The 22,330-nt window shown below is 30.8% G+C and carries 19 protein-coding genes; 16 read left to right on the forward strand and 3 right to left on the reverse strand.

The genetic code is table 11. The features are described from left to right. Window positions 1-21 precede the first annotated feature (21 nt). A complete protein-coding gene (locus Ctaglu_RS09580; protein ID WP_125000563.1) occupies window positions 22-483 on the reverse strand; it encodes a DUF4342 domain-containing protein in 462 nt (153 codons plus the stop codon). A 175-nt stretch (window positions 484-658) separates the two neighbouring features. On the opposite strand from Ctaglu_RS09580, the gene Ctaglu_RS09585 reads away from it, so the two are divergent. The 3 genes from Ctaglu_RS09585 (at window position 659) to Ctaglu_RS09595 (ending at window position 4,344) form a co-directional block, all read left to right on the forward strand. After that, a complete protein-coding gene (locus Ctaglu_RS09585; RefSeq protein WP_125000567.1) occupies window positions 659-1,720 on the forward strand; it encodes a CdaR family transcriptional regulator in 1,062 nt (353 codons plus the stop codon). Window positions 1,721-1,880: 160 nt separating this feature from the next. Next, entirely contained in the window at window positions 1,881-3,131 is a 1,251-nt protein-coding gene (locus Ctaglu_RS09590; protein ID WP_125000570.1) for a GntP family permease, read from the forward strand. A 79-nt stretch (window positions 3,132-3,210) separates the two neighbouring features. Continuing rightward, on the forward strand, window positions 3,211-4,344 hold the full coding sequence (locus Ctaglu_RS09595; protein WP_125000573.1) for a glycerate kinase: 1,134 nt from the start codon (window positions 3,211-3,213) through the stop codon (window positions 4,342-4,344). Window positions 4,345-4,450: 106 nt separating this feature from the next. Here the strand turns inward: Ctaglu_RS09595 and Ctaglu_RS09600 are convergent, their stop codons facing one another. Further along, window positions 4,451-5,017 (reverse strand): DNA-3-methyladenine glycosylase I, encoded by a 567-nt coding sequence (locus Ctaglu_RS09600; protein ID WP_125000576.1) that lies wholly within the window; start codon window positions 5,015-5,017, stop codon window positions 4,451-4,453. Window positions 5,018-5,437: 420 nt separating this feature from the next. On the opposite strand from Ctaglu_RS09600, the gene Ctaglu_RS09605 reads away from it, so the two are divergent. From Ctaglu_RS09605 to Ctaglu_RS09615, 3 genes are all read left to right on the forward strand, one after another. Further along, window positions 5,438-5,809 (forward strand): hypothetical protein, encoded by a 372-nt coding sequence (locus Ctaglu_RS09605; RefSeq protein WP_125000579.1) that lies wholly within the window; start codon window positions 5,438-5,440, stop codon window positions 5,807-5,809. Window positions 5,810-6,019: 210 nt separating this feature from the next. Continuing rightward, window positions 6,020-7,465, forward strand: a complete 1,446-nt coding sequence (locus Ctaglu_RS09610; RefSeq protein WP_125000582.1) for a DEAD/DEAH box helicase — start codon at window positions 6,020-6,022, stop codon at window positions 7,463-7,465. A 384-nt stretch (window positions 7,466-7,849) separates the two neighbouring features. Beyond that, complete coding sequence (locus Ctaglu_RS09615; protein ID WP_125000585.1) at window positions 7,850-8,176, forward strand: hypothetical protein; 327 nt, start codon at window positions 7,850-7,852, stop codon at window positions 8,174-8,176. A gap of 74 nt (window positions 8,177-8,250) precedes the next feature. Here Ctaglu_RS09615 and Ctaglu_RS09620 read toward each other — a convergent pair whose 3' ends face one another. Beyond that, on the reverse strand, window positions 8,251-8,949 hold the full coding sequence (locus tag Ctaglu_RS09620) for a cyclic nucleotide-binding domain-containing protein (RefSeq protein ID WP_125000588.1): 699 nt from the start codon (window positions 8,947-8,949) through the stop codon (window positions 8,251-8,253). Between the two features lie 188 nt (window positions 8,950-9,137). On the opposite strand from Ctaglu_RS09620, the gene Ctaglu_RS09625 reads away from it, so the two are divergent. The 10 genes from Ctaglu_RS09625 to Ctaglu_RS09670 all read left to right on the forward strand — a co-directional run bounded on the left by Ctaglu_RS09625 (window position 9,138) and on the right by Ctaglu_RS09670 (window position 22,316). After that, a complete protein-coding gene (locus Ctaglu_RS09625) occupies window positions 9,138-9,560 on the forward strand; it encodes a DMT family transporter (RefSeq protein WP_125000591.1) in 423 nt (140 codons plus the stop codon). A gap of 16 nt (window positions 9,561-9,576) precedes the next feature. Beyond that, entirely contained in the window at window positions 9,577-10,029 is a 453-nt protein-coding gene (locus tag Ctaglu_RS09630) for a DMT family transporter (protein WP_125000595.1), read from the forward strand. A 146-nt stretch (window positions 10,030-10,175) separates the two neighbouring features. Beyond that, window positions 10,176-11,378: a MerR family transcriptional regulator gene (locus Ctaglu_RS09635; protein ID WP_125000598.1), complete on the forward strand. Its 1,203-nt coding sequence runs from the start codon at window positions 10,176-10,178 to the stop codon at window positions 11,376-11,378. A 128-nt stretch (window positions 11,379-11,506) separates the two neighbouring features. Beyond that, window positions 11,507-12,685: a DegT/DnrJ/EryC1/StrS family aminotransferase gene (locus Ctaglu_RS09640; RefSeq protein ID WP_125000965.1), complete on the forward strand. Its 1,179-nt coding sequence runs from the start codon at window positions 11,507-11,509 to the stop codon at window positions 12,683-12,685. A gap of 33 nt (window positions 12,686-12,718) precedes the next feature. Continuing rightward, complete coding sequence (locus Ctaglu_RS09645; RefSeq protein ID WP_125000601.1) at window positions 12,719-13,840, forward strand: DegT/DnrJ/EryC1/StrS family aminotransferase; 1,122 nt, start codon at window positions 12,719-12,721, stop codon at window positions 13,838-13,840. A gap of 360 nt (window positions 13,841-14,200) precedes the next feature. Beyond that, complete coding sequence (locus Ctaglu_RS09650) at window positions 14,201-14,407, forward strand: hypothetical protein (RefSeq protein WP_207669458.1); 207 nt, start codon at window positions 14,201-14,203, stop codon at window positions 14,405-14,407. Window positions 14,408-14,645: 238 nt separating this feature from the next. Beyond that, entirely contained in the window at window positions 14,646-16,691 is a 2,046-nt protein-coding gene (locus Ctaglu_RS09655; protein WP_125000610.1) for an aminopeptidase, read from the forward strand. 328 nt (window positions 16,692-17,019) lie between these two features. Beyond that, a complete protein-coding gene (locus Ctaglu_RS09660) occupies window positions 17,020-17,298 on the forward strand; it encodes a CD3324 family protein (RefSeq protein WP_125000612.1) in 279 nt (92 codons plus the stop codon). A gap of 212 nt (window positions 17,299-17,510) precedes the next feature. Continuing rightward, window positions 17,511-20,603, forward strand: coding sequence for a GNAT family N-acetyltransferase (locus Ctaglu_RS09665; RefSeq protein ID WP_125000614.1), 3,093 nt, complete (start codon window positions 17,511-17,513; stop codon window positions 20,601-20,603). A gap of 18 nt (window positions 20,604-20,621) precedes the next feature. After that, on the forward strand, window positions 20,622-22,316 hold the full coding sequence (locus tag Ctaglu_RS09670) for a M3 family oligoendopeptidase (protein ID WP_125000617.1): 1,695 nt from the start codon (window positions 20,622-20,624) through the stop codon (window positions 22,314-22,316). The last annotated feature ends 14 nt before the right edge of the window (window positions 22,317-22,330 follow it).

Genomic DNA, 22,330 nt, shown 5'->3' on the forward strand with positions numbered 1-22,330 from the left:
TTAAATGTAGGTTATGAGGGTTTATTCACTTTTCATTTCTTCTGTGATTTTTGTAGTTACTTTATTAACAGCAAGGGACATCTTATCAAAAATACTATTTACTTCTAAATCTTCATTGTTTTTCTTTTGAATTCTTATTTTATGGTTAGTTGCGAGGGCTAATATTAATGCTGTGATTACAATAGGTGTAGCTACTATAGTTATTATAACTCCTAGAGTTACGCAGATATTTAATACTACAGCATCATCCTTTTTAACTATTATTTTTGTTTCGTTCCCTTTTTTAATAAGTTTTTTTACTTTCTTAAAGAATTTACTTTCGCTAGAAGGGATCTCGTCGGGTTTAATCTTATTTTGTTTTTCAAGATATACTAGTGCACAAAGAAGGTCTCCGTCATTTTGCTCTAAGGCGGCTTTAGCATCCTCATAACTTACATTAGCTCTTTTTCTTAACTCATCAATTTGTTCTAAATTTATTGACATTTAAACTCCTCCTAATTTTTATTTGGGTTGTGTAAGAATTATTTGTTTTCTATGTTTTTATTATATAATGTAAGTATTAAGGCATTATTAGTAGAAGATTAGAATTGCATTAGAATTTTTTTCCCATGAGATTAATAAGAGTGATATATTTAAAGTGAGAAATGGAGTGATATATATGATCACATTAACAGAACAGCAAGCACAAAGCATAGTAGATAGAATGATGAATGTAATACCATATAATGTTAATATCATGAATGAAAAGGGAATTATTATTGGAAGTGGAGATAAAAATAGATTATATAAGCTACATGAAGGAGCTATGGAAGCTATAGCTAAGAAAAATATGATTGAAATTTTGCAAGGTGGATTAGACACAAAGCCAGGGGTAAATACACCTATACTTTTTCAAAATAAAGTTGTTGGGGTTATAGGGATTACAGGTAAACCAGAGGAGGTTAAACCTTTTGTTGAACTAGTTAGGATAACTGCTGAACTTTTAGTGAATCAGGAGTATGTTCTATTTCAAAGAAAAATTAGTGAACAGTTAAAAGATGAGTTTTTATATGAATTAACTTACCGAAAAATCGACTATAATCAAGATTTTAAAGAACGTGGAGATGCTTTGGGAATCGATGTATCTATTCCTAGGGTGGCTGTGGTATTAACTTTTAATGAGAGCTTTATTGAAAAAGTAAAGGGTAACTTGTTGAATTTTATAAGGAGCGATGAGTTCTTTTTAAAACTTAACCCATTAACTATTGTTATTTATATGTATTATGACAGTCTTGTTACTAAAAGATTAGAAAGGTTTTTATTCAAAAAAGAAGAGTATTACATTGAAGTAGGGGTAGGTTTAAGCGAAAATGTTTTTGGCGTATCATTTAAACAAGCAACCAAGGCCCTTGAAATTGGTAAAAAGCTTCAAGTAGAAAGAAAAATCCATCTATATAAAGATATAGAATTTATTTCACTTATAGCAAGTTTTAAAGGAAATAGTGAGATGGAAAAGATAATTGTAAATTTAGAAACTGAGAATAAATTAGACTTATTAACAACACTGATTACATATATAAATATGAATGGACAATCAAACAAGACTGCTGAGGCACTTTATATTCATAGAAATACATTGAATTATAGGTTAGAAAAGGTTGAAGAGGTTACTGGAAAAAATCCCAAGAACTTAATTGATCTGTTTCAATTATATACTGCATATATTTTATCCCAGATTTAATGACATTTCAGAGGGATAGTCCCACACTTATATAAAATGGTAATGATTTAATTGTTCAAATGCACAAAAAATATGGAGTAAATCTTAAACAATTGCCTAATGTTTATATATTTGAATTCGTTTACAATATAGAAAAGGAACAAACAAGGGAGGAACAAATATGCAAATAACAGCATTAGGCGCAATTATCGCACTTACATTAGCAATTATTTTAATAATTAAAAAGGTTCATCCAGCATATGCACTTATATTAGGTGCATTAATTGGTGGGTTAGTAGGTGGAGCAGGACTAACAGACACTGTTAAAATTATGATTGAGGGTGCAAAAGGCATTATGCCAGCCATCTTAAGAATACTTACTGCTGGAGTTTTAGCAGGTGTGCTTATAGAATCAGGCGCTGCTGCAAAGATTGCAGAAACTATTGTAGATAAAATAGGAGAAAATAATTCTCTAGTAGCACTGGCACTAGCAACGTTAGTACTGACATCTGTAGGTGTCTTCGTAGATGTAGCAGTTATTACAGTAGCACCAATAGCATTGTCTATTGCTAGTCGTGCCAAATTGTCGAAAACATCCATACTTATTGCTATGATAGGAGGCGGAAAGGCAGGAAATATTATGTCCCCTAATCCTAATGCAATAGCTGCAGCAGATGCATTTAAAATACCCTTAACATCAGTTATGGCAGCAGGGATAGTGCCAGCAATATTTGGACTTATTGTTACATGCATAATAGCTAAAAAGCTAGTTAAAAAGGGAAGTTTTATTGCAGAAGATGAAGTTGCTTGTGCAGTTAAGCAAAAACCAAGTTTTGGTTCAGCAATTGTGGGGCCAATAGTCGCCATAGTATTACTTTCTCTTAGACCATTATTTAAGATTAGCATAGATCCATTAATAGCGTTGCCAGTTGGAGGAGCTATAGGGGCCCTTGCCATGGGAAAAATAAAAAACTTAAATAAATACTCAGTTGTTGGATTAAGCAAAATGAGTGGAGTGGCTATTTTACTTATTGGTACAGGAACTCTTGCAGGAATTATAGCGAATTCTGGTTTAAAAGACGTAATTATTCAAGGACTTGTTGCTTCAGGACTTCCTGTATATGCATTAGCGCCAATAGCAGGAATATTAATGTCGGCGGCTACGGCATCCACTACATCGGGTACTGCAGTAGCAAGTACAGTATTTGGTGGAACCATATTGGACCTTGGAGTTTCACCTCTTTCCGCAGCAGCAATGATTCATAGTGGAGCAACAGTTTTAGATCATCTCCCACATGGAAGTTTTTTTCATGCTACAGGTGGAAGTATATTTATGGATATGAAAGAAAGATTAAAACTTATACCCTATGAATCATTAGTTGGTTTAACTATGACTTTAGTGTCAACAGTGATATTTGGAATAATGCGTTAGAAAACTAAGTATTTATATTAATAATAAAATATATCTCAAGGCACAAATTATAGACTTACTTTGGAAAGGATAGATAAATATGAAATTTTTGTTAGCACCAGATTCCTTTAAGGAAAGTATGACAGCAAAAGAGGCAGCGGATGCTATGGAAAGAGGGATTAGAAAGGTTATTCCCTATGCAGAATGCATTAAGGTTCCAATGGCTGATGGTGGAGAAGGAACAGTACAGTCCCTTGTAGACGCAACAGAAGGTGAACTATATAAAGTGCTAGTTAAAGGGCCTCTTGGTGATGAAGTTGAGGCTACATTTGGAGTACTTGGAGATAAAAAAACAGCAGTAATTGAGATGGCTAGCGCTAGTGGGTTACACCTTGTGCCTAGGGGGAAAAGAAATCCTCTTTTAACTACAACTTATGGTACAGGACAATTGATTAAAGCTGCCCTGGATAAGGGCGTTAATCATTTGATCATAGGAATAGGTGGTAGTGCTACAAATGATGGCGGAGCAGGAATGATACAAGCACTTGGTGGAAAGCTGTTAACATTGGATAATGAAGAAATCAATTTAGGTGGCGGATATTTAAAGCTTCTTCATAAGATAGATTTAGATGGACTAGATAAAAGACTTAAAGGTACTAAGATTGAAGTAGCTTGTGATGTTACCAACCCCTTAACAGGAAAAAATGGTGCGTCTTATGTTTTTGGGCCGCAAAAGGGAGCCACTCTCGAAATGGTGAAAATTTTAGATGATAATTTAAGTCACTATGCAAAAATTATAAAACAGCAGTTAGGTATAGATATTGAAAGTATTCCTGGAGCGGGAGCTGCGGGTGGGCTAGGCGCAGGACTTCTTGCTTTCTTTCCTGCAGAACTTAAAAGGGGAATAGAATTAATTACAGAACATACTAAACTTAAAGAAAAAATGCAATATGCGGATTATGTGTTTACTGGAGAAGGAAGTATAGATGCACAAACACTTTATGGTAAAACACCCCTTGGAGTGGCCTTAATAGCAAAAGAATATAATATACCTGTTATAGCCTTTGCAGGACGTATAGGTGATGGAGTAGAGGCATTATATGAGCATGGAATAAATTCTATAATAGGCATATTATCAGAAGCTGACACAATTGAAAAAGCACTTAAAAAAGGTCCAGAAAATATTGAAAGAACTTGTGAAAATATAGCTAGAATTATCTTGCTTAATAAATAAGTTTTGTAATAACAAAATAGTTCTTAATAAGACACTAAGGTCTTATTAAGAACTATTTTACTGTTTTTATGTTAAGGAAAATTACCTTCACTCTCAAGTTTCAATTCTAAACTGTAGCCTCTTCAGTGCATCTAAAGCAGCTTTTAATATGGTCATTTATTATGCCTGTAGCTTGAAGATGAGCATAAGTTATAGTGGAACCTAAGAACTTAAAACCACGTTTTTTTAAATCCTTGCTAACCTTATCTGATAATTCAGAGGTTGCGGGCACATTTGCAATACTGTCCCAATGGTTAATTATAGGGCTATTATCCACGAAAGCCCATATGTAAGCGTCAAAGCTACCAAACTCCTCTTGGATTTTAATAAACATCACAGCATTATTTATGGAAGCTGCTATTTTAAGTTTATTCCTAATAATGCCTTTATTTTGAATAAGCTCAATAACTTTTTCATCATCGTATTGTGCTACTTTAATAAAATCAAAATCATCGTAGGCTTTTCTATAGTTTTCTCTTTTTCTAAGTATGGTAATCCAGCTGAGACCTGCTTGAGCAGATTCAAGAATAAGAAATTCAAAATGCTTTCTATCTTTGTGGACTGGTACTCCCCATTCTTCATCATGGTATTTCATATACAGTGGATCATTTCCACACCAATCGCATCTATCCAATTTACTACACCTCTTTCAAAGGTTATTAATTTTACTATATATTTTAATTATAGCATTCATAAATTTATTTTAAAAGCTATGATTTGTACATAGTTTTATGTTGAGGATACTGCTAAAAAAGCAAGAATTAATAATCTAGTAAAATCCAATAATAATTATTAACAAATTCCTTTACTGTTGAATACAATATAATATATATATCTTAGATTATACTTACCCATTAATAAAACTAATTATAAATTCATAATAAAGGTCATCTCAACTATTAAGCTGGTATATTAGTACATATATCAATGTATAAAACTTATATTGTTAATATATGTAAGTGATATATGTAACCATAAAATAATAAATAACTTATATATCAGTATTAATATGTACTGTCTCATTTAAAATTTATACAAAAAGGAGTTTTATAAAATGAGTAGAGATGAAAAAGATTATAAACCAAATTGTTCAAATAATAATAACCAATGTGATTGTGATTTATGTCATACAGTTAATGTAGATCCGATAGATATGGAAAAACACGGTGCTAAATTATTAACTGTAAGAATACAAGTAAATAACGTATGTTTTGGAAAACAAGTATGTGTTGCATGTATTATATATAATAATTGCCACAAAATACTCGCTTTTAGAGGTTTTTGTACAACATTATGTAAAGATGATGGATGCAATGCATGTGGTACTATTCGCCGTAAACTAGTATTTGTACTTCCAGCCGATATTGAAGACCCTGAAGAATTAGACGTTCGCTCTGCAGCCAATTATATATATCCATGTGACTAAACCAATTAGGTACCTATATAAAGGGATAGTGAGGACATTCATTATCCCTTTTTTATTGAAACTAGGCACATGTAAATAAATAAATTTATCATATATTAAAATTTGTAATAGAAATTATGTGTCTAAACATGGTATAATATAAACTTATGAGTTAAAAATATATTTAAGTTATGCTTAAAAATTATATATGAAACAAGAGAGGAAGTTAAAATGAGTAACATAAAATTTGAGGAATTTAGTATTAGCGAAGAAATATTAAAAGCAATTGTTAATTTAGGATATAAAAACCCTTCAGAGGTTCAAGCGGCGGTAATACCTATAGCTCTAAAAGGTAGTGATATAATAGTAAAATCACAAACAGGTAGCGGAAAAACAGCAGCTTTTGCTATTCCACTTTGTGAAAGTGCAGATATAGAGGAAACAGAGCCTCAAGCACTAGTATTAACACCTACTAGAGAACTAGCACTTCAAGTAAGCCAAGACATAACACAAATAGGTAGGTATAAAAAAATTAGAGCTGTAGCTGTTTTTGGTAAGCAACCTATAGCAATGCAAGTAAAACAGTTAAAACAAAGGGTGCACGTAGTAGTTGGTACTCCTGGAAGAACCCTGGATCATATTGAAAGAGGCACTATTAATTTAGCCAAAGTAAAATATTTAATATTAGACGAAGCAGATGAAATGCTTAGTATGGGATTTATAGAACAAGTAGAAGAGGTTATTAAGGCTGTACCTAAAAATAGAGTTACTATGCTGTTTTCAGCTACAATACCAGAATCTATTGAAGCAATTTGTGTTAAATACATGGTAAATCCCGTTAAAATAGAAATAAACCCTGAAAATTTAACCGTTGATAAAATAGATCAAGTTTGCTATGAAGTAGAAGAAGATAAGAAATTCAGTGCGCTTAAGAGAATACTTTATATTGAGAGTCCAGATTCTTGCATAGTATTTTGCAGAACAAAAGAAAACGTTGATTCAATAACGGATCAAATGAAAAATCGTTATTATTCATGTATTAAGATACATGGAGGCATGCTTCAAAATGATAGATTAGATGCCATGGAAAGATTTAAAAAAGGTGAGTTTAGATTTTTAGTGGCAACAGACGTTGCTGCAAGAGGTATTGATGTGGAAAGCATAACTCATATTATAAATTATGATTTACCACTAGAAAAAGGTAACTATGTACATAGAATAGGTAGAACAGGACGTGCAGGAAAAAAAGGAAAAGCTATAACCTTTGCAACTCACTATGAAAATAAATTTTTACAAGCCATAGAGCAGTATATTGGTATGGAGATACCTAAAGCAGAAGTTCCAACAAAAGAAGAATCAGAACCGTTCAGACAAGCATTTTACGAAAAACATGATGCTAAGCCTATTCTTAAAAAGACTAAAGCATCTAATTTTAGTAGTGATATAATGAAATTATATCTCAGTGCAGGTAAAAAGAAAAAAATAAGGACTGTAGATATTGTAGGAACTATTTGCAATATTGAAGGGGTTAGTTCTGAGGATATAGGCATTATAGATATTCAAGATAATTTTTCTCATGTAGATATTATGGGCGGAAAGGGCAAGTTAGTGTTAGAAGCCCTTAAAAATGGAACAATAAAGGGAAAAGCTATTAGAGTAGAAAAAGCAAATAAATAGTAATTGTTAGGTAGCTTTAGTGGATACTAGAAAAGAGACTTACTGCAACTTAGTATAAAATATTAATCTGCAGTAAGTCTCTTTTACTAGTACTAGTAGCATGAGTAATACCAATAAGTAAGCCACATATTATAAAAAATATTAGGCATAATAAAATAAAAAAGTATAAAATAATGGCACACTGGAATATATTTTATTAACTAGGGAATTATAAATTTGTTTATAAACATAATTTAAATATTCTTTAATATGTGTTAAAATATAAAAGTTGTGGGAAAGATTTAGTAAAGAGTGACTTTCTTAAAACAAACAAGTAGGTGATATTAAGTATATCAATGATAATATAATAAATCATAATATTACCTGTTAAAAAGGAGAGCTAAAATGAAAACATTTCAGGAATTAGTTAATGAGACTTTAGAAGTTGAGGATTTAGAGGAATTAGAATCAGCAGCAGACTTATTTCAGTTTGGCATTGAAAAAGGGCATTATAATAAACGTCAAGCAGATCAATTTAACATTACATATTGGAAGATGAAAAATAAGTACTTAGCTTATGAAGTTGCAAAAGAAATAAAAGGTAATAAATTAGATATAATTAGTATGGTTACTAGCGCTCCAAACGAGATAAAAGAGAACAAAAGGGAACTTATCAATTATGTGAATGGGCGAGTTAAGGCACTAAAGGGTAAAATGAATGGTATGAAATAGCATTGCTATTTTGGAATAATAAAAAAAGGGTATCTATTATTATAGGCAGATGAGCTTATAACAATAGATACCCTTTACTCATACAAATCACCTGCAAGCTTTTCCAGTGCATTTATATTTAAAATGACAATAGAATTTTTTTCTTTTTTTATTATGTTTTCATGGCATAATTTATTTATGGTTCTAATTAAATGTCTATAGCTTGTACCAAGTAAATCAGCCATTTCTGTAAACTTATCTGTTATAATTCCACCATCTAAAGTTGAATTCTGAGTATTTTCTGGTGTAATAGCAAGTAGATAACTTGCTAATCTATTTTCTAAGGGATAAAGGATATTGATTGATGAGGCGATGGAGGAGCTAATAAACTTCTTGCCAAGGCTTGTACACATACACTTTAGAAAAGTAGAATCGTTAACAGCGTATTTTCTTATATTACTCATTGATATTCCAATGCACAAGCATTCACTTATCGCTTCAATATTTGAATTAGCTGTATCACAATCAATAAATTCTAAATCTCCAATTATAATCATAGGTTTATATAATCTAAAAAGTAGAGATTTGCCATTTTTAAGTACAGTGTATACCTTTACTTTCCCTTCGACAAAAAAATAAAAATAGTCCATAGGCTCATTAGTTTTTACAAGGTGACTTCCTTTATCAAAGACCTGTAGCTCCATATATTTTTTCATATCTACACCAAAGAAACCTTCAATACTATATTTTTCTATGTAATTATCTAATTTAGTTTGATTATATATACGTTTCATTTAATTAGCCTCCTTGTAGTAATCTAGAAAAAAAATTCATAATGTATCTAAGTCTTATTATAATTGTTTATTTTAGTTTTGTATAATAAACTTAATGAAAATATGACATGTGTCCTATAGAACTAGAAATTTATATGTTAGTCTTATCAAATAAGTATAATGAACCATTAAAGAATGGAGGAAATTAAATGTATAAAGTATCTGCAGTATTAATAGGAATATTAATTGCCATAATGGTAACGTTTAACGGAGTTTTGGCAAACTATACAGATCAATATAGAGCAATATTAATAATTCATATAGTGGGGCTTATTGCTGTAATTATTATTTTATTATTAAAAAAAGAGAAGCTTAACCTTAAAAAAAATATTCCCTTTTACTTGTTTAGTGGGGGTTTAATAGGAGTTTTTGTGGTTTTTTTAAATAATTTATGTTTCAATTCCCTTGGGGCTTCTTTAACACTATCCTTAGGGATTTTTGGGCAACTAGTATTAGCCTGCTTTATAGATCATTATGGCCTATTTGGCCTCAATATTTATAAGTTTAATAAGAAAAAAATTATTGGTTTTCTTATAATATTATCTGGTTTATTAACAATGATAAAATATTAAATAGGGGAGGAAAAATATGTTATATATAATGTTAGCTGTTTTATGTGGTTGTATTACTATAATATCTATGATTATAAATTCACATCTAGCTAAAAAGATAGGGACGCTTCAAGGAACACTTATAAACTATATTGTAGGATTAACTAGCACTATATTACTCATGATTATAGTGAAAAGCTCTGTAAGCCTCTCTTATAGTAGTTTTACTAAAATACCATGGTGGGCTCTTTTAGGTGGTTTACTTGGAGTAATGGTGGTTGCAAGTTCTAATATTGTACTCCCTAAAATTCCCACAATATATACTACTTTGCTTATATTTATAGGTCAACTATTTACAGGAATACTCATTGATTATTTCAGAGTGGGTTTCATTTCAAAAGGTAAAATTATTGGTGGATTATTAATTCTCTTAGGATTATTATATAATTCTAATGTTGAAAAGAAAGAGCCGGATATAATAAAAAATTAAGGACAACTATTTTTACAGTTGTCCTTAATTTTTTTTATTTTTTTCGAAAAAAACTATTGCGCATGACGTAACGTAATGTGTTAATATACAATAGAAGGATAAATTTAAACATATTTAAGGTCTATGTTCCATAAGGGGTGATAACATTGAAAAATAATGAATCGCATTTTTTTACAATTGGTGAATTTGCAGAAAAAGCGGGTGTTACCTTAAGAACACTTAGATATTATGATAAAATTAGTTTAATGAAGCCTAGTTCTTACAGCGCAGCAGGGCATAGATTGTATAGTAATCAAGACTTTGCAAGGCTTCAACAAATTTTAACATTGAAATTTATTGGATTCTCTTTAGACGAAATTAAGAAAATAACTGAAAATGATGTTACTGATGAAAATTTTGTAAAATCCTTAGAAATACAAAAGAAAATTATGAAACAAAGAGCTGCGCATACTTTCCTGGTAATAAAGGCTATTGATGAAGCCATTGACATGGAGAATAAGCAGAATGTAAGTTGGGATAAATTCACCAATATTATAAATGTAATTAATTCAGACAAAAGGTTAATTGAGCAATATGAAAATGCATCAAATTTAAGGGCCAGGATAAACATTCATGAGATGTTTAGTGTAAACAAATATGGATGGATGAGATGGTATTTTGATGAACTAAATCTACCTAAACAATGCACCATTCTTGAGCTTGGATGTGGTGATGCCAATTTGTGGGATAAAAATAAAGATAGAATTCCGAATGACCTAGATATTACGTTAAGTGATTTTTCAAGAGGAATGCTAAGTGATGCTAAGGCAAATTTAGGAAAAAAATCAGAGAATTTTAAGTTTCAAATTATAGACGCAGAGAATATACCCTATGATGATTGTAGCTTTGACGTTGTAATAGCAAACCATATGCTTTATCATGTAAACAACATTCAAAAGGCACTGTCAGAAATATGTAGGGTATTAAAGCCTGGTGGATATCTTTACTGTTCAACTGTTGGACAAAGCCATATGATGGAAATTAGAGATATTATGTCTAAGTTTAAATCAGAAACAATGGATATTAAAAGCTCAGATATTACTTCTAGATTTAGGCTAGAAAACGGTGCTGAAAAATTAAAAAAATGGTTTAATAATATAGGAATGAAAAGATATGAGGATAATTTAATTGTAACAGAGAAAGCACCTATTATTGATTATATGTTCTCAATGCCAGGGAATGTACGTGAAAGTTTTAATAATGAAAGACTTCAAGAACTCAATAAATATTTGAAAGATAAAATTACTACAGAAGGTGGAATTTACATAACTAAGGATACAGGCTTCTTTAAGGCACAAAAGAGTCTATAACCCCAATTTTCATTTATGCTATAATTTTTGACTATTGTTGGTTAATTATAAGATTTAAGTAAAAAATAAATTATAAATAGTTTAATTTAAAAATAAAATTTAATTTGAAGGGTAGGATATATATGAAAATCAAAAATATTCCTTTTTCACCACCAGACATAACAGAAGCAGAGAAAAAACTTGTAATGGAGGTTTTAGATTCAGGTTGGATTACAACAGGACCGAAGACCATTGAGTTTGAAGATAAAATCGCGAAATATTGTGATGCTAATAATGCAGTAGCGCTATCAAGTGCAACTGCGGGTTTAGAACTTATATTAAAGGTTTATAACATTTCAGAGGGTGACGAAGTTATTACAACACCTTATACTTATACAGCTACAGCAAGTGTAATAGTCCATAGAGGAATTAAACCAACTTTTGTAGATGTTAAAAAAGATAGTTTTTTAATAGATGAGCAAAAGATAGCTATGGCAATTACGCCTAAAACAAAAGCAATAATCACTGTAGATTTTGCAGGAGTCCCTGTAGATTATGATGCTATAAAAGCAGTGCTTAAACAAAAAAACAGAGAAGATATTATATTTATATCAGATTCAGCTCATTCCTTTGGAGCAACATATAAAGGAAACAAAGTTGGAACACAAGCTGATTTTCATGTTTACTCCTTCCATGCGGTTAAAAATTTAATAACAGCTGAAGGTGGAGCTATTACCTTTAATGATAATAATTACAAGGGTAAGGAAGATTTAAAGAAAGAGCTTAAAATTAATTCTCTTCATGGTCAGTCAAAGGATGCTTTGTCTAAGATGAAAGCAGGAGCTTGGAAATATGATATTATTACAGATGGCTTTAAATGTAATATGACAGATATTAATGCAGCTATAGGGCTTGCACAACTTGCAAGATATGAAGGAATGCTCACAAAAAGAAGAGCTATTTTTGATATATATACCACAGCTCTTAGGACTAAACCTTGGGCCATAATTCCTTTTACAAAAGATGAAAATAGCGAAACTTCTTATCATCTATATGCACTAAGATTAAAAGGATTTACTGAGATGCAGCGGGATGAATTAATACAAAAAGTTGCGGAATTAGGTATAGCTACTAATGTTCATTTTACGCCTCTACCAATGTTTACACTTTATAAAAACCTTGGATATTCTATAGAGGATTATCCAAATGCATATAATCAGTATGCAAATGAAATAACACTTCCAGTATATTCAACACTTAAATTAGAAGATGCAGAGTATGTGATTAATGAAGTAATAAGATGTGCTGATGAGATAAAGGCTAAGTAATAAAAATTTTTATATTAAAACGGAGGTTAAATAATGGAAGTTAAATTTTATACATCTACAAGAGAATATAATGAGAAAAAAGCGGAATTTGATAATGCTGTTCTAGGAGTTATGGAAAGAGGAACATTCATTCTTGGCAACGAGGTAACTAACTTTGAAAGTGCAGTTAAAGAATTTACTGGAGCAAAATATGCAATTGGTGTGGCATCAGGTACAGATGCTTTAGTAATGGCTTCTGATATATTAGGTTTTAAAGATGGAAGAGAAGTAATAACATCACCATTTACTTTCCTCGCTTCTACATCTTGCATTGCGAAGCATAGAGCAAAACCTGTATTTGTAGATATTGATGAAGAAACTTTTAGCATAGATGCAAATAAAATAGAAGAAAAAATAACAAAGGATACAGCAGGAATTATTCCAATTCATTTATTTTCACAAATGGGTGATATGGACAAAATCATGGATATATCTAGTAGGAATAATCTAAGGGTTTTAGAAGACGCTGCAGAATCTTTCGGTATGAGATACAAAGGTAATGGATCAGAATACAAACATGCAGGTACTATAGGAGACCTTGGTGTATTCTCATTCTTCCCTACAAAGACTCTAGGAGCTTATGGCGATGCAGGTATGATTGTAACTAATGATGAAAACTTAGCACGTATTACTAAGATGTACAGGGTTCATGGAGCATCTAGGAAGTATCATTATGATTTCATTGGGTATAATTCAAGATTGGATTCAATGCAAGCTGCTATATTACAAGTAAAAATAAAATATATAAATGAAGCAATTCAAAAAAGAGATCAGATTGCAAAATTATATATAGATAGATTACAAGATTGTGAGTTTATTAAAATACCTAAAATTAGTGGAAATCAAAAATCAGTTTATTATGTATTTAATGTATTAGCTGAAAGAAGAGATGAGCTATCAGAATACTTAAAATCAAATGAAATAGGAACTAGCATTTATTATCCAATACCACTTCATCTGCAAAAATGCTTTGAATATTTAGGATACAAAAAAGGTGATTTCCCAGTAGCTGAAAGAACCGCAGATAATATCATTGCACTTCCTATATATCCAGAGATAACTGTGGAAGAAGTAGAATTTGTTTGCGAAACTATAAGGAAATTCTATAAAAAATAGTGGAATCCCATGAATATAGTTTATGTTTTAAGAGTTTCCTAAACAAAAGAACATTCCATAATTAGTCTGACTAATTATGGAATGTTCTTTTGTTTTGAAAGGTATAAAATTAAATATATATAAGTTATTAGAACTATAATTAGGTTGATATTAGAATTTGATGTAAGTATAATGAAACTAAGGTATAAATCCCCTTGTAGTGTTAGTTGAGGCAGGGTTGCAATCATTTAACCGGAACCACTGAGGAGGCGCCAGTAGAGTTTTTACCTTAATACTAAATTTATTTATTACTATTATGCCATTTGTACAAAAGTAATGTATAATGGATTTACTATAAATAAAGCTCAAAAGGAGATAATCATGGATAATGAAATAAAAGAAATGTTAATACAAATGCAAAAAGATATCAAGGATATTAGTTTAAGGCTGGAGAACGTTGAAAAGAATCAAAGCAATGTGGCAAATGCTGAACATAAGAATTGGCATATGTTAGCGGATAAGTTAGGGCAATACGATTCCATATTACATAAGCTTTATGGGAAAAAGAGTTCTGATAAAGAAAAATAGTAAGTCAAAAAAGTATTATGTACTTAATACTTTTATTACGTCATAAAATAAGTGTCTTTAGAAGAAGGGGTTTTATCATTTAGATAAGGCTCTTTCTTTTTTTATATGCTTAAGTTTAATACAGAACTGTATATGGGCTTTGCATAAGGGTATGCAGATGTTATAATTTAAACATGTGAATTTAAACATAATATGGTATGATTGTTATATATTACACTTTTACTAGGGGGAGATTGGAATGACATATACAAAGAAATTTTATGAAGAAGAAAATAGTAAAATATTAGAGGGTTATGAAAAAGGGATTGAAAGAGTCAAAGAAATATGTTTAGAATCAGAAAAATGCTTAGAATCTAAGGAAGTTAATAATTTTTTTAGTCATGTAGGTAAATTTATATTAAAGCTTGCAGACATGGAAAGAAATTTAGATGAAGAATACTTTATATCCAAAAGTTTTGATGAATTAAAAAATGAAAATTATGATTTATATAAGGAACTTATTGGAGAAAATTATAACTTAAGCTATGCTAATCCTAAATATGCAGTTGAGATGTTAGGAGAAGGAGTAGGACAGCTTTTATCATCTTTTTACGTAAGAATAAGGAATGGAATATCCTCTGCCTTTAAAAATAGAATATTTAGCTTAGAGGAGAATAACCAGATTTTTATTGATGTTTTTAACAGCATAAAGGCAAATGGTGTTGATTATAACCTAGTAAAAAATATAATTACAAAACCATTTCTTGATAGGGAAGCATTAATAAGAGATAGAAGATATTTTAATGAAGAAGGTTTGAATCCGAAATTTACATTATATACAGATACTGTGTTAAGTGTAGACCTTAAAGACTTAAGATATTTATTTAGATTCGATAAATATATAAGTGAAAATGAAATAAGAATGGCAGAATTTCTCATAAAATATCCAATGGATAAGATTGAAATACTTTCAAAGTCAGTAGTTGAGGCGTTTTTAAGAGGCTTTATTGTAGAAAACAAAGATAGAGGAAATAGAAATGTAGTTAGATTGATTTACTCAGTAGGGCAGGAGGTAATTATAAAACAGCTTGTTTCGCAGTTCAAGGGTCAAGGTTTTGAATGTGTACTTCAAGAAGTAGATTCAACAAGTCCAAATAAGCAGTACCATTATGATCATAGATTCGATAATTCCTTATATTTAGATGAAGTATACACAAAATTAAAGGAAGAAACCTATGATATTGGATTTAAGCTAACAGAACAGTATATTAATATGAGTTGCGGTCCAATGATATTTGAAAGCTTTGGAGAAAAAGCATTTTCACCTGAAAATAAAAAGGAATCTCTTAAATTATCAGAAAAGCAGGAAGAATTAAAGAGAACTCATGAAAATAATTTAGATCAAATATATGAGAAATATGAGCCTAATGATAAAACTAGTTTTTGTATAGTGGCTTTGCCAAATCCTGAAATAGGCGAAGATTTTGAAAATATATTTGAGGATACCCTTAAAATTAATATGATGGACAATAAACATCATGAGGATATTCAGCAAAAAATAATTGACATTCTTGATAAAGGTGAATATGTTCATGTAGTTGGTAAAAACGGAAATCAAACAGATATTAAGGTGAAGCTACCAGAAATAAAAAATCCTCAAAGTGAAACTAACTTTGTAAACTGTGTTGCAGATGTAAATATACCGCTGGGAGAAGTTTTTACAACCCCACAGCTTAAAGGAACTAATGGACTTCTTCATCTTCAAGATGTATTTTTAGGACTTAAATATAAGAATTTGAAGCTTACCTTTAAAGATGGATATGTGGTTGATTATACTTGTAGTAATTTTAATAATGAAAAGGATAATAGGGAATATGTGAAGGAAAATTTAATGGAATGTCACAAGGAGCTTCCTCTTGGAGAGTTTGCAATTGGAACAAATACAGAAGCATACGTAATGGCACAAAAATATGGAATAATTGAGGTTCTTCCAATACTTATTATAGAAAAAATGGGTCCGCATTTTGCAATTGGTGACACTTGCTTTAGCTGGGTAGAGGATTTACCAGTTTATAATATGTTGGATAAAAAAGAGATTGTTGCAAGGGATAATGAGAAATCTATCTTAAGAAAAGAAGATATAAACAAGGCTTATACAGGGGTTCATACGGATATAACAATACCATATGAAGAGATTGGGTTTATAGCTGTTATAACAAAGGATGGAAATAAAATTGATATCATAAGAGATGGAAGATTCGTACTTGAAGGAACATCAGAATTGAATAAGCCTCTTGATAGATAAGTATGTTTAATAATTTGCAATTAAAACTAAATATGTTAAAATGTTAAAAAGAATGTAAAATATAAGTTTATTATAAGGGGAGGTGCTATTATGAGTCTTTATATGTTTCATACATTTTTTAACTCTGTTGCAAATGCTCCAAGCAAAGACTACTAAAATTAAGTTATGTTTTGCTTGGAGCTTAATTAAAAAAACAATATGAATTAAGCTAAATAAAATTCAGTAAACTAAATAAAAAATAGACATAACTAACACAGTAGAGCATTTTAAAGTGCCTATGTAGTCTTTGCTTTTTTCCAAGTATTAAAATATGAGGAGGAGCAAGGAAATGAGATATTCTAAAGCACAAAATGTGTTGCCAGAGGAGATAGTAAAAATAATTCAAGAATATGTAGATGGGGAATACTTATATATCCCTAGAAAAAATGGAAATGAAAAAGCTTGGGGCGAGAAAAATGGAACAAGGAAGAGCCTTAAACATAGAAATGTTGAAATTTTCAATAAGCATATTGAGGGCGCTAGTCTTATAGAGCTAGCCAATCAATATTATCTTTCAGAAAAAAGTATAAGAAGAATAGTAAGTCAAGAAAAAGCATTATGCGCATAAATAATATATGGGATAAGATAAATATAGTGAAAAGAAAGGATTTTATCATTTAGATAAAGTTCTTTCTTTTTTTATATGCTTAAGTTTAATACAGAACTGTTTATGGGCTTTGAGTAATAATATGCAGGTGGTATAATTTAACAAGGGAAATTATAAAAAGAATACGGCGACAATTTCATATATTATAGGTTTTCAACAGGGGGGCGAAGATTATGGAAGGTTTAAAAATTGTAGAATACACTCCATCCTATGCAAAGGCTGTTGCAGAAATGTGGCAGAAAAGTACTGAAGGATGGAATGGTGAAAATGGCAACGAAACAGAGGAAACAGTACTGGCTGCGCATGCATTTTCAACGGACATAAATACATATCTTGCTATACTTGGGGATGAGGTACTTGGGTACTGTGCATTTTCAAGGTATGTAAAGGACGAGGGAGCTCTACATATTAGGTGCTTAAATGCTAGATATGATTATCATGGAAGGGGAATTGGAAAGGCACTTGTTAAGAAATCAGTAGAAAGAACCATTGAACTTAAGTGGCCTCGTCTTGATATATATACATGGGCAGCCAACACAAAAGCAATACCTTTATACAAAAGGTGCGGATATTTCCTTGAAAACAGGCAGGATACTACTCATCTTATGAATTTTATTCCGACTGTGATGCATACAGAGGCAGTGAAAGATTATTTTAAGGATGTAGATTGGTACGATGACATGAAAAGAACGATGAATATAGAACCAGATGGAAGAGTGGAAAATGGTTTTGATTTTTATGAGTATTATTGGGACAAGAATGGGGAAAAGCTTAGGATGGAATTTGAAAGAAGGGGTAGAGGGTTAAGACTTATTGAAACAGATGATTATATGATTTCCCTGTCTGCGGCTTCACAACATCTGATTTTGGGTAGGAGCTACAAGGCTACCTATGAAATTATTAATAAAACAGGTAACCAATTAAATGTTGAAATAATAGGTAAGGATGATAAGAACATTAAATTTTCATTAAATAAAAAAATTCAGGTTATTGAAAAAGAAATAATTGAAGGAGAATTTTATTTATCAGAAATTGTGGAGGAGTTTGGTGATTTTAAAACTCATCCAGGAGTTGTAGCTGAGGTTTTCATAAATGGTAAGAAGGCGCTATTTAAGCTTGGAATAGTTCCTAAATTCCCAGCAGAAATATCTTTAGCATGTGATGACTTAGAAAGGTTCAGTGAAGAAACTTTCAATATGTATATTGACATTGAAAGCTATATTAATGAGAATGGAATATTTGAATTTGAGCTTCCTGAATGTAGCGATATAGAGTTCTCTAAAAGAATATTTAAAATTGAGATGACAAAAAACCAGAAAGCTTCAATACCTGTAGAGTGTATATTGAAAAAGCCATCTATTTATGGAGTAGAACTTGATATTAAGGTAGCATTAGAATCAGGAGGGAATATTCAGTTTAAAAAGAATGTTGCAGTAATTTTCAGAGGACGTAACTCTTCATTTGGTGGAGAAATTGATGGAAAATATGTAATTGTAAATGGTGTATATAAACTAACACTCCACAAAAATTATAATAAAGTAGAAATATTTGTAGGAGAAAAGAAAAAAAATACGTATATAGTATACCCAAAGCTTGGAATGCCATATTCTGAAGAGTTTAGTAGCATGTTGGCTCGCAATGTTAAATGGTATTTCGAAAATGAGAAAATGGTCTTGAGTGGTGAGTATGTTTCAAATAATTTTAATAATGTAATAGTTAGAACTATATTTAGAATATCCAATAACGGTATATTTGAACATTTTTATGAAATAATTAATACTTCTACTGAAGAAACTCATGAGGATATATATATTAAGCAAACTCTTCACTATAGAATTGAAGGAGCATCAATTCCATATGACAATAAGATTATACATGACACAGAACCTCGTATGGATGATATTGGGTATTATAATGGTGAGAAAATCACTGAAAATTGGATATTCTCAAATAGAGAAGAGAAAACTGAAAGCTTAATATGGCCACAGAATTTAAAGCTTGAGTATGATGGATGGTTTATAAATTTTAAACATAGTATTGGTAAAATAAAAGGTGGTGAAGTAAAGGTTACGGAGCCTGTTTATTTAGCTTTTTCAACATTTAGCAATAGGAATGAAGCAAGAAGATTTGCTCTAAAATCAAATGATGCAAATGATATAAGTTCTGCTGAAGATTTTGAGATAGATGTTAACAATAAGAATCCATTTGTAAATGAGTACTTTAATATAAATATTATTGAGAATAGAGAACTTTCATATAATGGAGAAATAATTGTTAAATCAAAAAATAACTTCTTTGATGATGTTCATGTGAAACTTCAAGATGAGGTAAACAAAATTAGTATTCCAATTTATGCAGGAAAGGGATTTGAAAATGATCTGATTTACGTACAGAGCAATTTTAGCACAGTTAGTTTTGAAAGAAAAGTACCTGTATTCTATGTTAAAAATATGGAATTCAAATCTCAGGTAACACAGGAAAAGGGACTTACGGTTTACTCAATAAGTAATGGAGTTATGAATATTAAGGCATCTCCTGAATTCGGAACAGGTATATTCTCTCTTCAATTTATGGGCAGGGAATGGCTTGATAATTCATTTCCCAGTGCAGAACCAAGAACGTGGTATAATCCATGGTTTGGTGGAATTCAAAACCTACCAGAGGATTTAATCGAAAATGCAAGAATACTCCTTAAGGAGAATATTGAAGTGGAGTTTGCCCTAAAAGTTGATACACTAGGGAATAGATGGAAAGGTATCAAAACCAGCATGTGTTTTGCTCATGAAGAGGACTACAAGGGACTTAGAATAAATCAATACTTTTTAATGATGCCAGGAGTTCCTATTCTTTTAATCATGACTGAATTAATTAATAATATGAATAAATACATGGATAGTAATATAATTACAAATGTAGCATTTTTTAAAACTGATGAGGAAATAAAAAACAGCTGGGTAAGTGTTAAAAACTATCAAGGAGATATTAATAAGTACAGAGCTGGTATAAGGACTTATGATATATATCCAAAATCATCACCTCTTTTTGGTTGCGATGATTTAGAATATAAAATTCAAGTAAATATGGATTTTAATGAATATGCTCAGTGGAATTATTTAAGCACTAAGGACTTAGCGTGCTTTAATAGAAAGAATGTATCCTTAGCCCCAGGTCAAAGAAAGCTTTTACCTAATGTATTTTATACCTTTACAAAGGATCATGTATCAGACAAGCTTCTTAAAAACTTTCAAAATGTAAGATTCGAATAGAAAAAGGTGGATAATTTAATGAAATTTAGTGAATTTGAATATAAAAGGGCAAACATTAAAGAAATAGAAAAAGAATTTAACCAGTTAATAAGCAAATTTGAGAGCAGTGAGTCATATGAAAATCAAATTGAGATAATAAAGCAAATCAATGAAATTAGAAGTGAATTTGCATCAATGAAGAGCATAGCTGAAATAAGAAAAAATCAGGGCGTAGATAAAGAATTTTATTTAAAAGAAATTGATTACTATGATGAAGCTGAGCCAATACTGGATACATTGGTATGTGAATACTATAAAAATTTAAGTGAATATAAATTTAAGGATAGGCTTAAAGAAACGTTTGGAGAGCAGCTTTTTAATTTAGCAGATATGAAAATGAGATGTATATCAAAGGATATTATCGAGGAGCTTCAGCAAGAAAATAAATTAGTATCAGAATATTTAAAGCTTGGACAAGAAATAACAACTGAATTTGAGGGAGAAACACTTAAGAGGTATGAGTTTGATTCATACTTTAATTCTAAGGATAGAACTATGCGAAAGCGGGCTTATGAGGCGCAAACAGAAATATTTGAAAAAAATGATGATAAGTATGGCAATCTTTTTGATAGATTTGTAAAGGTAAGACATCGGATGGCATTAAAAATGGGATATGAAAATTTTGTAGATATGGGTTATGCACGTATGAATAGAATAGGGTACAACAAGGAAATGGTAGCTAGTTTTCGAAATGAGGTACTAGAACATATTGTTCCGCTAAATAAAAAACTTGTGGAGCTACAAGCTAAACGATTAAGAGTAGGAACAGTTAAATATTATGATGAGCCTGTTCACTTTTTAAATGGAAATGCTGAAATAAAAGGTGATGTAGATACTATTATAAAGAGCACCTTGAAGATGTATGAGGAATTATCAGAGGAGACTAAAGGATTCTTTAAGATGATGGTTGAAAATGAATTATTTGATGTTGAAAATAGAGAGGGAAAAGAGGGGGGAGGATATTGTGAATACATACCTAAATACAAGTCGCCATTCATATACACAGTATATAGAGGAACGGTAGAAGATTTTGGCGTGTTTACACATGAAGCTGGACATGCTTTTCAGAATTATATATGTAGTGACTATAGTATGCCTGAATACGTTACGGCATGTGAGGATGTTGCAGAGATACATTCTATGACTATGGAATTACTTACAGAGCCTTGGTTTAAGGATTTCTTTGGGGAAGATGCAGATAAGTATAAGTTTTCTCATGTTTGTGATGCTTTGTCATTAATCTCATATATAGCAGTTGTGGATGAGTTTCAACATTATATTTATGAAAATCCAAATATTTCACATGAGCAAAGAAAAAAACATTGGCGCGAGATAGAGAAAAAATATTTTCCTTATAAAGATTATGAGGATAATGATTTTTTAAATAATGGTGGATATTGGCTTCGTCAGTCACATATATTCTGGGGACCCTTCTACTATATTGATTATGGACTAGCTCAAATATGTGCTTTCAACTTTTGGAATAAAGCTAGAGAAGATAGAGAAAATGCTTGGGAAGACTATATGAAAGTATGTAGAGTTGGTGGAAGTAAGTCTTTTTTAGAGGTGGTTGAAATAGGAGGTTTGAAAAATCCATTTGTAAAGGGTAGTGTAGAATCAATTATAAAGCCTATGGAAAAGTGGATACTGGAAATTGAGAAAGGGCTTATATAAGGCATATGAGAGGA

This window comes from Clostridium tagluense, from assembly GCF_003865095.1.
GTDB classification, from domain to species: Bacteria; Bacillota; Clostridia; order Clostridiales; family Clostridiaceae; genus Clostridium_AD; species Clostridium_AD tagluense.

Excerpts from the sequence above, each read along its gene's own strand:
- Ctaglu_RS09580 (WP_125000563.1), bottom strand. The coding sequence starts at position 483 with ATGTCAATAAATTTAGAACAAATTGATGAGTTAAGAAAAAGAGCTAAT.
- Ctaglu_RS09585 (WP_125000567.1), top strand. The coding sequence starts at position 659 with ATGATCACATTAACAGAACAGCAAGCACAAAGCATAGTAGATAGAATG.
- Ctaglu_RS09590 (WP_125000570.1), top strand. The coding sequence starts at position 1,881 with ATGCAAATAACAGCATTAGGCGCAATTATCGCACTTACATTAGCAATT.
- Ctaglu_RS09595 (WP_125000573.1), top strand. The coding sequence starts at position 3,211 with ATGAAATTTTTGTTAGCACCAGATTCCTTTAAGGAAAGTATGACAGCA.
- Ctaglu_RS09605 (WP_125000579.1), top strand. The coding sequence starts at position 5,438 with ATGAGTAGAGATGAAAAAGATTATAAACCAAATTGTTCAAATAATAAT.
- Ctaglu_RS09610 (WP_125000582.1), top strand. The coding sequence starts at position 6,020 with ATGAGTAACATAAAATTTGAGGAATTTAGTATTAGCGAAGAAATATTA.
- Ctaglu_RS09615 (WP_125000585.1), top strand. The coding sequence starts at position 7,850 with ATGAAAACATTTCAGGAATTAGTTAATGAGACTTTAGAAGTTGAGGAT.
- Ctaglu_RS09620 (WP_125000588.1), bottom strand. The coding sequence starts at position 8,949 with ATGAAACGTATATATAATCAAACTAAATTAGATAATTACATAGAAAAA.
- Ctaglu_RS09625 (WP_125000591.1), top strand. The coding sequence starts at position 9,138 with ATGTATAAAGTATCTGCAGTATTAATAGGAATATTAATTGCCATAATG.
- Ctaglu_RS09630 (WP_125000595.1), top strand. The coding sequence starts at position 9,577 with ATGTTATATATAATGTTAGCTGTTTTATGTGGTTGTATTACTATAATA.
- Ctaglu_RS09645 (WP_125000601.1), top strand. The coding sequence starts at position 12,719 with ATGGAAGTTAAATTTTATACATCTACAAGAGAATATAATGAGAAAAAA.
- Ctaglu_RS09650 (WP_207669458.1), top strand. The coding sequence starts at position 14,201 with ATGGATAATGAAATAAAAGAAATGTTAATACAAATGCAAAAAGATATC.
- Ctaglu_RS09655 (WP_125000610.1), top strand. The coding sequence starts at position 14,646 with ATGACATATACAAAGAAATTTTATGAAGAAGAAAATAGTAAAATATTA.
- Ctaglu_RS09660 (WP_125000612.1), top strand. The coding sequence starts at position 17,020 with ATGAGATATTCTAAAGCACAAAATGTGTTGCCAGAGGAGATAGTAAAA.
- Ctaglu_RS09665 (WP_125000614.1), top strand. The coding sequence starts at position 17,511 with ATGGAAGGTTTAAAAATTGTAGAATACACTCCATCCTATGCAAAGGCT.
- Ctaglu_RS09670 (WP_125000617.1), top strand. The coding sequence starts at position 20,622 with ATGAAATTTAGTGAATTTGAATATAAAAGGGCAAACATTAAAGAAATA.